The organism is Pseudoalteromonas atlantica (assembly GCA_007988745.1).
GTDB lineage: Bacteria > Pseudomonadota > Gammaproteobacteria > Enterobacterales > Alteromonadaceae > Pseudoalteromonas > Pseudoalteromonas atlantica.
Window position 1 is genome coordinate 1 of the sequence record BJUT01000087.1, and the last position, 9,451, is coordinate 9,451.

Below are 9,451 nucleotides of genomic sequence, written 5' to 3' on the forward strand. Positions count from 1 at the left end.
CCAGAAATAGCTTCCAATGAATTCTGTATTTAAATTTTAGGTTTAAGCTGGGCTCTAATTAATAAATCATAATCTAATTGCAACACCTTGCTTAAATTCAAATTATTCTTAAGTTAACGCAAATTTTCAATTTAACTGGTGCTGGCCTAATAAAGGCTCATATGAGAACCAAATAGCCAACTTATTAAATGGAAACTAAAAAATGTGGCTGTTAAAAGGTTTATACTAACTAAAAAGTAACTACTCTTAGCTATGACTCAGTTTTCTCTTTATAGTCACACAAATCCTCGATTATACAGCTTCCACATTTTGGTTTTCTCGCTGTACACGTATAGCGCCCATGTAAAATAAACCAATGATGGAGGTTAAACATAAACTCTTTTTTATTTGGCGTATTTTTAATTATGGCCTGTTCTGTCTGCTCAACAGTTTTACCTTTAGCGTAACCCGAACGGTTTGCAAGACGTTGGATGTGAGTATCTACTGCTAAAAAGTATCTACCTTCATTATCCTTTAGCCAGCCGAAGGCTGTGTTGAGTACTACATTTGCGGTTTTTCTGCCAACACCGGGTAGGGCTTCGAGGGCTTCGCGGTTCTCGGGAACAATGCCGTTATGTTGATCAACCAATATTTGGCACATTTTGTACACGTTTGCGGCTTTTGAATTAAATAAGCCAATGGTTTTTATATAATCGCGAAGCGCATCGTGGCCAATATCTAAAATGGCTTGTGGCGTATTAGCAACCGGAAATAATTTACGGGTGGCTTTATTTACCCCTACATCGGTGGCTTGTGCAGAGAGCGTAACGGCTACTAGTAGCTCAAATGGGCTTGAGTATTCAAGCTCGGTTTCTGGATGCGGGTTTTGCTCGCGCAAGCGCGAGAGTATTTGGTGACGTTTTTCTTTATTCATGCAACTTAAAACGCATTAGCTAATAGCGTTAATGCGTTTTCCCCTTAAGTTAAGCTAGTAACACGTGCGCGTGGGCCTTTTTCGGCTTCTGGCGGCGTTACTTGTTTTGATTTTATTTGTGCGTCAATAACATTTTTTGCTGCTATTAGCAGCCCAAGCCCTAAAAAGGCGCCGGGTGGTAAAATAGCGAGTAAAAACTGGCTATCGAAACTAAATATTTCCAAGCGTAGGCTTTGTGCCCATGGCCCTAGAAGCAAATCGGCCCCATCAAATAATGTACCTTGGCCTATCAGTTCGCGCATTGCACCGAGTACTAACAATACGGCCATAAAGCCTAAGCCCATCATCAGGCCGTCGAATGCAGACAGGTGCACAGGATTTTTAGAGGCATATGCCTCTGCACGGCCAATAATGGCGCAGTTAGTTACTATTAGTGGAATAAATATGCCTAATGATTGATACAAGCCAAAGGTGTACGCATTCATAAGTAGCTGAACTATGGTCACAAAGCCTGCGATAATCATTACAAATACTGGTATACGAATGTCTTTAGGCACCCAATTACGCACAACTGAAACAGTAATATTAGAGCCTACTAAAACTAATAAAGTAGCTAACCCTAGGCCGAGCGCGTTGGTTACAGTTGATGTAACAGCTAAAAGCGGGCATAAACCGAGTAGCTGCACTAGCGCGGGGTTATTAGCCCATACGCCTTCTTTGTATAAGGTTTTTAACTCACTCATTGGGTTACCTCTTGGCAAGCATTAGGCTGTTTAAAAATGGCGGCAAAGTTAGTTTTTGCAAATAATACGGCATTTTTTACCGAGCCTACCACGGCGCGAGGGGTAATTGTTGCGCCGGTAAATTGGTCAAACTGGCCACCATCCTTTTTTACCGCCCAACGGGCATCGTCTTCACTTTGAACCGTTAAATCGTTAAATGTAGTGATCCACAGCGACTTTTTAACTTCTACTTTATCGCCTAAGCCGGGCGTCTCTTCGTGCTTAGTAGTACGAACGCCGGCAATGGTGCCATCAGCAAGTACGGCGGTTAATAAGTTAATATCGCCACTGTAACCACTAGGTGTTATGTGTCTTATTACAAGTGCAACAGGTTGCTGATTTTTATAAGCGCGGTAAATAACTTGCTCGGGGTAAGGACCCAGTTGTTCGTCGCTCATAATTACGCAATTTGTATTGAGCTGATTATCGTAGCTGCTTGGGTTTAATACCTCTTGTAATTGTGAGGTTAGTTGCAGGCGTTCTTGCTCGGCAATTTTATCGGCGGTAAAGGCATCAATTGAGGCAACTAAGCCTGTTGTGATCAGTGCAAAGGCCGTTAATATCGCGCCATTTTTAGCCATTGATGAAATAATCATTTTACTGCTCCGTGGCCATAAGTGCGTGGTTGGGTGTAGTAATCAATCAGCGGTACAGCAATATTAATTAATAATACACTAAAGGCTACCGCATCAGGGAAGCCACCAAAGGTGCGAATTAAATACACCAACAAGCCAATTAACGCGCCATAAATTAAGCGCCCTTTATTGGTAGTTGCAGCCGAAACAGGATCGGTGGCGATAAAAAATGCGCCCATCATGGTTGCGCCACTTAATAGGTGAAATACCATACCCGGCTCGGTACCCGGTGCGGCAATATAGCCAATGGCACTGCACAGCGCTAGTGAGCCTATAAAGCTTACTGGAATATGCCAGTTTATAATTTTAGCTTTTAAAAGGTATAAACCACCGGCTAAAAAGCCTAGGTTAACCCATAGCCAACCAAGCCCAGCCCATTGAGAAAAAATCGGTTTTTGCATACTTTCGCTAACGGTTAGACCATGTGCTACATCGGTTTTAACTGTATCAAGCGGGGTGGCCATAGTGAGGCCATCAACGCCGGCACGGACTTGATCAACACTAAAGCCCAGAGCGGTAAAATCGGTAAATATAAGGCGTAATTGGTCAATAAAGCCAATTGGGGCGTTAAGTAAATCGGTAACGGGTAACCAAGCGGTCATTTGCACCGGAAACGAGACTAAAAGTAGTACGTATGCGGCCATTGCTGGGTTAAATAAGTTAAAGCCAAGCCCACCATAAAGTTGCTTTACAATCACAATGGCAAATAAACAGCCAATAATAATGACCCACCAAGGCGCCAGCGGCGGAATACTCAGTGCTAACAGCACACCAGTAAGCCAAGCACTACCATCACTCAATGCAGGCCAAACAGGGCGTTTACGCATTAACATAATGGCTGCTTCGAATACGCTCACAGCAACAAGTGCCAGTATTAACTGAATAAGTACGCCAGTCCCAAAAAATACCACTTGCGCTATTAGCCCAGGAATACACGCAGCAATTACGGTTAGCATTAATCGCGTTAGCGACTTATGGCTATGGTTGTGCGGCGAACTGGCCATGGTTAATTTCATGACTGATCATTTCCTTCTTTTTGTAACTTTTTAGCTTTGGCGCGCGCTATTGCGGCGGCCACGGCGGCTTTTTTCTTCTCTGCTGCAGTTTGCTCAGAGGCCGTTTTCTCAGAGTCTGAACCGCTGCTGGTTTGTGGCTCATTGCTTTGTTCAGGTGCGCTGTGTTCACTTGCTTCTGGTTGCTCAGCTTCTTTAGCGGCTTTTTTAGCTTTAGCGCGGGCAATAGCAGCAGCTACGGCCGCTTTTTTGTCATCAGCAGGAGAGCGTGTTTGTGAGTTTTCAGGCTCAACTTCACCTGTTTGCTCAGCAGCACTTGCTTCATCTGATTGCTGGGTTTGCGCAGCCGCTTTAGCGGCTTTTTTAGCTTTAGCACGCGCAATAGCAGCAGCTACCGCTGCTTTTTTATCATCTGCGGGCGCGGGGGCTTCATCGCTTTGTGGTTCTGCTGCTTGCTCAGCTTGCGCCGCTTTTTTAGCTTTAGCGCGAGCAATAGCAGCAGCTACTGCTGCTTTTTTGTCATCAGCTGGGGTGGTTGCTTCATCGTTTTGTGGCTCAGCGCTTTGCTCAGCTTTCGCCGCTTTTTTAGCTTTAGCACGGGCAATAGCAGCAGCTACCGCTGCTTTTTTATCATCAGCTGGGGCGGTTGCTTCATCGCTTTGTGGCTCAGGGCTTTGCTCAGCTTGCGCCGCTTTTTTAGCTTTAGCACGGGCAATGGCAGCAGCTACCGCTGCTTTTTTATCATCAGCTGGGGCGGTTGCTTCATCGCTTTGTGGCTCAGCGCTTTGCTCAGCTTGCGCCGCTTTTTTCGCTTTGGCGCGGGCAATAGCAGCAGCTACGGCTGACTTTTTATCATCAGGTGTTGGTGATGACTCGCCCTCGGCAGCTTTTTGTTCTTTATATTTACGTGCTTTTTCTTTACGTAGTGCTCGCTCTTTAGCTACTTCACTGTTATCTGGCTCTAGCTCTTCACCTTGCTGTTTTTTCGCTTTGGCGCGGGCAATTGCAGCGGCTACAGCTGATTTTTCATCGCCATCCGATGATTTGCTCTTAACGCGGGCAAGGGCATCCGCTACTTTTTGCTTTTCATCTGATGTTTTTGCCGCTGGTTTACGTTTATGGCGGTTTTGACGTTCTTGTTGCTCGCGCTCTAGGCGTTCTTTACGGGCGTCAAAGCGCTCTTTTGCTCTATCGGCTTTAATTTTTTCGGCTTGCTGCTCTTTTATTTCTACTTTTGCTACGCGGTAATACTGCACCAATGGAATTTCACTTGGGCATACATACGCACACGCACCACATTCAATACAATCAAATAAGTTGTGCTCTTGTAATTTGTCGTATTCTTTTGATTTTGCAAACCATTGTAATTGCTGGGGTAATAACGAAGCAGGGCAGGCATCTGCACAGGCACTACAACGTATACAGGCTTTTTCAGGGCCAGGCTCTGCCAGCTCTTTATGATCGGGGGCTAAAATACAGTTGGTGGTTTTAATTACCCCAATACGCACAGTCGGTAAGGTAAAGCCCATCATCGGCCCACCCATAACAACGCGCTGCTGGGGTACGGGTGAAAAACCTTGGCAATCAAGCAGGTGCTTAACTTCGGTGCCTAATAATGCCCATACATTACCTGCATTATGAATGGTGTTACCTGTTACTGTAACAACGCGTTCAATAAGCGGTTTACCTTCGTACACTGCCTGCTGCACAGCAAACAAAGTTCCTGTGTTGTGCACTAAAATACCAATATCGGCAGGAATACCGCCACTGGGTACTTCACGGTTTGTAAGTAATTTAATTAATTGTTTTTCGCCACCCGATGGATAAACAGTAGGCACCGTTTGAATAACAATATTGGCGTTGTGCTCTGCGGCACTTTTCATAGCCGCTATGGCTTCGGGCTTATTATCTTCAATGCCAACAATACACAGTGTCGGGTTTAAAATTTGTTGCATTAGCTCAATGCCTTGCACTACTTGCTTGGCATGTTCACGCATTAACACATCGTCGGCTGTTATGTATGGTTCGCACTCAACAGCATTAACAATTAAAAACTCAATAGGTTGTTTTATATCGGCTTTTACATAAGTAGGAAAGCCTGCTCCACCCATACCACTTATACCTGCTTGATGAATTATATCGACTAATTCATCGTGGCTAAGCTCACTTGGGTTAGGTGTTGGGGTTAGTTCGCACCATTGATCTTTGCCATCAGGCTCAATAATAATACTTAGCTCAGGTAAAGCCGATGGATGCGCCGAAGGCATAGAAGCAATCTCTGTTATGGTGCCAGAGCTGGGCGCATGTACAGGCACAGACCAATTCGCAACGGGCACGGTAAGTGCTTGGCCTTTTAATACCTGTTGGCCTTTTTCTATAATTAATTTACCGTTAGCACCAATGTGCTGTTTAATTGGTACAACTAACTTATCAGGTAGAGGAAGCCTAGCAATACGCGCACTGTTAGAGAGTGTTTTTTGTTGTGGTGGATGCACGCCGCCCGGGAATGCCCAAACAGTGCCTTTTTTAATTTGTTCAAGTAACTTTTCCACTCAAACCTCTAATCTATTTGCGTGACAGGAATAGCATCAAGTTGCCATTTCCAGTTTTGTTTTGTTTCGGCTACAGGCAGCATATCAATGCAATCTACAGGGCAGGGCTCTACACATAAATCGCAGCCGGTACATTCTTCTATTAGTACAGTGTGCATTTGGCGTGTAGCACCAACAATGGCATCCACAGGGCATGCCTGAATACACTTAGTACAGCCTATGCACTCGTCTTCGCGAATATAGGCCACAGTTTTTATCGGCTCTGCTTGTTCGCCACCGGCAAGCGGTTTAGGCTCTACGCCCATTAAATCGGCCAGCTTTTTAACCGTTGCTTCACCGCCTGGAGGGCATTTATTAATTTCATCCCCGTTGGCAATTGCCTCAGCGTAAGGGCGACAGCCCGGATAGCCACACTGGCCACACTGGGTTTGCGGTAAAATGGTATCTATTTGCTCAACAATTGGGTCGCCTTCTACACGAAAGCGAATAGCTGCAAAGCCTAAAATAAGTCCAAAAACAAGCGCTAGCGAACCAAGCGCTATCAAGGCATACATTAAGGTCATATTAAAACTTCACTAATCCGGTAAAACCCATAAACGCCATCGACATTAAGCCGGCGGTGATCATGGCTATTGAGGCGCCTTTAAACGGGGTAGGAACATCTGCAGCAGCAAGGCGTTCGCGCAGCGCTGCAAATAATACAAGTACTAATGAAAAGCCAACGGCTGCGCCAAAACCATACACGGCCGATTGTAAAAAGGTGTGATCTTCTTTTATGTTAAGAAGCGCAACACCTAATACCGCACAGTTAGTGGTGATCAGCGGTAAAAATATACCCAGTAAACGGTATAAAGTCGGGCTAGTTTTACGCACAACCATTTCGGTAAATTGCACCACAACGGCAATCACTAAAATAAAGCTCATGGTGCGTAAAAATTCGATATCTAGCGGCGCTAAAATATATTGATTAACTAAATAGCTTGTAACAGAGGCAAGAGTAAGCACAAACGTGGTTGCTAAAGACATACCAATAGCGGTATCAAGCTTGCCTGATACACCCATAAATGGACATAAGCCTAAAAATTGTACTAATACAAAGTTATTAACTAGAACGGTTCCAATCAATAACAAGACATATTCTGTCATGTGTGCCTCGCGCTATTAAAATCCTGTGTATTATCCTTTTTTCTGCCCCGATAAACAACATATGCGAGTCGTTATCAGTTAAATAAACACAGTAAAATAATTAAGCGATCACAAAGCTGTAAAATTTATGTGATTTTAAAGTAAGCGAAAAATTAAACAGTTAAACGCAAAAAAGAGCACATGTGCTCTTTTTTACTTTAATTAAGGGGAGGTGCTAAATATCTTTAGGTTTTTCTATGTAATAACCTTGTACGCCGTCTAGGCAAAGCGTTTCTACTATGTGTTTTTCTTCTTGGCTTTCAACGCCCTCAGCAAACACACTCACACCAATGCGATGGGCTAAATCAACCATTAGGCGCATAAAGTATTGATTGTTTTTATCATCCTCTAGGCCGCGGGTGTAACTTGCATCCATTTTAATAAAGTCTGGTTTTAAATCACGGAAAAACTTAAACGACGTTAGTCCTACACCAAAGCGTTCAACCGTTACGCGGGCACCTACGCGATGCACCATATCAATAAAGCGTTTACTGGCTTTAATATTTTGCTGTAGGCCAAACTCACTTACTTCAAATACTAATTTAGAGGCTATATGCGTATCTTTTAATAAGCGGCGCTCTAACCAAATAACAAATTGATCGTTATGTGCACTTGAGGCGGTTACATTCAGGCCAAAAAACTTTTCAGAGAGGTTACGGCTTTTAATTTTTTCAAGTGACGAGTCAATAATTAAGCGGTCAATTTCTATGGCCATATCGAGTTTTTCAGCCATGGCTAAAAACGAGGCCGTAGGGAGCACTTGGTTATCTTCGGTTTTAAAGCGCACTTGTATCTCTGCATACGCCTTAATGCTTTTACCCAGCGGCATAATATTTTGCATTACTAAGTGAACACGTTTTGATTCAATTACTTCGTTAATCACTTTACGCCAGTTTTGGTTACCAAACCCAGCACTTACATTATTAACTAAATCGGTTTCGCGCTGCACATGCCATGCATTTACTTGCTTAGATTGCGCCATGCTCATTGCGTTATCGACAACCGATAATAGTTCACCCAGCGGTTTGCCTTTTTCGTAGCCCACAATACCTGTGTTAGCCACAGAGCTTAGCTCTTGATTTTGTTGGTATTGAGTAAAGCGCGATTGCAGGTTTTCACCAAAACGCTCTGCTTCTTTAAGTGGGGTATTAGGAAGTACAACGGCAAAGTCTGAGCTATTTAGCCTAAATACTTGGCTGCCGGTGTAAGTGCCGCTTATATGCTTAATTATATCCGCCACACCTTTAACGTAGTCATCACCTTTTTGGTAGCCACGGCTTTGATTTATAGTTTGCAGCTCACTACAGCGTACAAGCGCTAACGATCCAAACGTACTGCGCTCACTGTTTTCAATGTGTTTTTCGTAATATTCAACAAACATATTACGGTTACCTAATTCGGTAATTACATCTTTATAGGCTTCTTGCTTGATACTTAGGGCAGCGTTTTGAATATCATCATTTTTATTTTTTAAAAAATGCGAAAGGCGATTAAAGCTCGGGACTAAATCTTTACCTAGCTTTTTCATTTTACTTGCATCAAGTGCGGTGTCTAAGTCGTCGCCAATTTGATTTTGGTTAATGTAAATGTCTATTACATCGGCAACGGTCATGCTGATATTTTTATTTAAGCTATGAAATATAGACTTCATTAATATGATAGGAATAATCACTAAAAAAGCAGAAATAAATATAACTATAAATAACGAGGTTTGTAGCTGCTGCGCTAAACGTTCAATGTTGAGGGTAAATTCTACTTTTATATCTGCAGCGTCGTTAACGGCAAACTGTGGGCGAACCGAATTAAAGCTAGATTGAATAAATTCAGCAAACATGGGTAGCTGGGTAGGGGAGTTAACTGAAAATACCTCAGCACCTTGATAATCTCTTAGTATAAAGCTTGAAAACGTTTTACCATCGCCAATCGCTTTTTTTATACTTTCAGGCGAAAGCTCATCACTTGTTAAGCTGTTAATGTAACGTGTTACACTGGTTTGCGCTGAAGTTTGTGCTTCACTTACTGCATTATTAAAGCTTACAGATATGAAGTAGCTTCCAGCCGCAACACATACAAGCCAAGACAGGATTTGTATAAAAATAAGTTTTTTAAAGCCAGCCATGTTATCAATCTTTTAATAGTTCAAAAGGAAAGGAATCAGGTCCTTGATCATTCAACTAATAGCAACACATTAGAATAGATATTATGTTTTAGTTATAAAGCAGAAGAGTAGTGGAAAATTACTGAAATGTCTATGAAATTCTTATGATTGGCTCCCCCTCCCCGACTCGAACGGGGGACCTGCGGATTAACAGTCCGTCGCTCTAACCAACTGAGCTAAGGGGGAACAAATAGAGATGTCATTTTATGATTT

The 9,451-nt window shown here is 43.1% G+C and carries 8 protein-coding genes and 1 tRNA gene; all 9 read right to left on the reverse strand.

Annotation, left to right across the window (positions count from 1 at the left end; all coding sequences use genetic code 11):
• Positions 1 to 250: 250 nt before the first annotated feature.
• The 9 genes from nth to PAT01_RS19440 all read right to left on the reverse strand — a co-directional run bounded on the left by nth (position 251) and on the right by PAT01_RS19440 (position 9,424).
• A complete protein-coding gene (gene nth, locus PAT01_RS19400; protein ID WP_004589484.1) occupies positions 251 to 913 on the reverse strand; it encodes an endonuclease III in 663 nt (220 codons plus the stop codon).
• Positions 914 to 957: 44 nt separating this feature from the next.
• Positions 958 to 1,656, reverse strand: a complete 699-nt coding sequence (locus PAT01_RS19405; protein ID WP_004589483.1) for an electron transport complex subunit E — start codon at positions 1,654 to 1,656, stop codon at positions 958 to 960.
• Entirely contained in the window at positions 1,653 to 2,291 is a 639-nt protein-coding gene (gene rsxG, locus PAT01_RS19410; RefSeq protein WP_138580050.1) for an electron transport complex subunit RsxG, read from the reverse strand. The genes PAT01_RS19405 and rsxG overlap by 4 nt, the downstream gene beginning before the upstream one ends.
• Positions 2,288 to 3,346: an electron transport complex subunit RsxD gene (gene rsxD / locus PAT01_RS19415; RefSeq protein ID WP_154946024.1), complete on the reverse strand. Its 1,059-nt coding sequence runs from the start codon at positions 3,344 to 3,346 to the stop codon at positions 2,288 to 2,290. The genes rsxG and rsxD overlap by 4 nt, the downstream gene beginning before the upstream one ends.
• Positions 3,343 to 5,895, reverse strand: coding sequence for an electron transport complex subunit RsxC (rsxC, locus tag PAT01_RS19420; RefSeq protein WP_154946025.1), 2,553 nt, complete (start codon positions 5,893 to 5,895; stop codon positions 3,343 to 3,345). The genes rsxD and rsxC overlap by 4 nt, the downstream gene beginning before the upstream one ends.
• 8 nt (positions 5,896 to 5,903) lie before the next feature.
• Positions 5,904 to 6,458: an electron transport complex subunit RsxB gene (gene rsxB / locus PAT01_RS19425; RefSeq protein ID WP_004589479.1), complete on the reverse strand. Its 555-nt coding sequence runs from the start codon at positions 6,456 to 6,458 to the stop codon at positions 5,904 to 5,906.
• A gap of 1 nt (position 6,459) precedes the next feature.
• Positions 6,460 to 7,041, reverse strand: a complete 582-nt coding sequence (rsxA, locus tag PAT01_RS19430) for an electron transport complex subunit RsxA (protein ID WP_004589478.1) — start codon at positions 7,039 to 7,041, stop codon at positions 6,460 to 6,462.
• A 214-nt stretch (positions 7,042 to 7,255) separates the two neighbouring features.
• On the reverse strand, positions 7,256 to 9,199 hold the full coding sequence (locus PAT01_RS19435; protein WP_154946026.1) for an EAL domain-containing protein: 1,944 nt from the start codon (positions 9,197 to 9,199) through the stop codon (positions 7,256 to 7,258).
• A 148-nt stretch (positions 9,200 to 9,347) separates the two neighbouring features.
• A tRNA-Asn gene (locus PAT01_RS19440) sits at positions 9,348 to 9,424 on the reverse strand.
• Positions 9,425 to 9,451: the final 27 nt, after the last annotated feature.

Bases quoted from the DNA above. Each gene is read 5' to 3' on its own strand.
- PAT01_RS19405 (WP_004589483.1), bottom strand. From the start codon at position 1,656: ATGAGTGAGTTAAAAACCTTATACAAAGAAGGCGTATGGGCTAATAAC.
- PAT01_RS19435 (WP_154946026.1), bottom strand. From the start codon at position 9,199: ATGGCTGGCTTTAAAAAACTTATTTTTATACAAATCCTGTCTTGGCTT.
- rsxG (WP_138580050.1), bottom strand. From the start codon at position 2,291: ATGATTATTTCATCAATGGCTAAAAATGGCGCGATATTAACGGCCTTT.
- rsxB (WP_004589479.1), bottom strand. From the start codon at position 6,458: ATGACCTTAATGTATGCCTTGATAGCGCTTGGTTCGCTAGCGCTTGTT.
- nth (WP_004589484.1), bottom strand. From the start codon at position 913: ATGAATAAAGAAAAACGTCACCAAATACTCTCGCGCTTGCGCGAGCAA.
- rsxA (WP_004589478.1), bottom strand. From the start codon at position 7,041: ATGACAGAATATGTCTTGTTATTGATTGGAACCGTTCTAGTTAATAAC.
- rsxD (WP_154946024.1), bottom strand. From the start codon at position 3,346: ATGAAATTAACCATGGCCAGTTCGCCGCACAACCATAGCCATAAGTCG.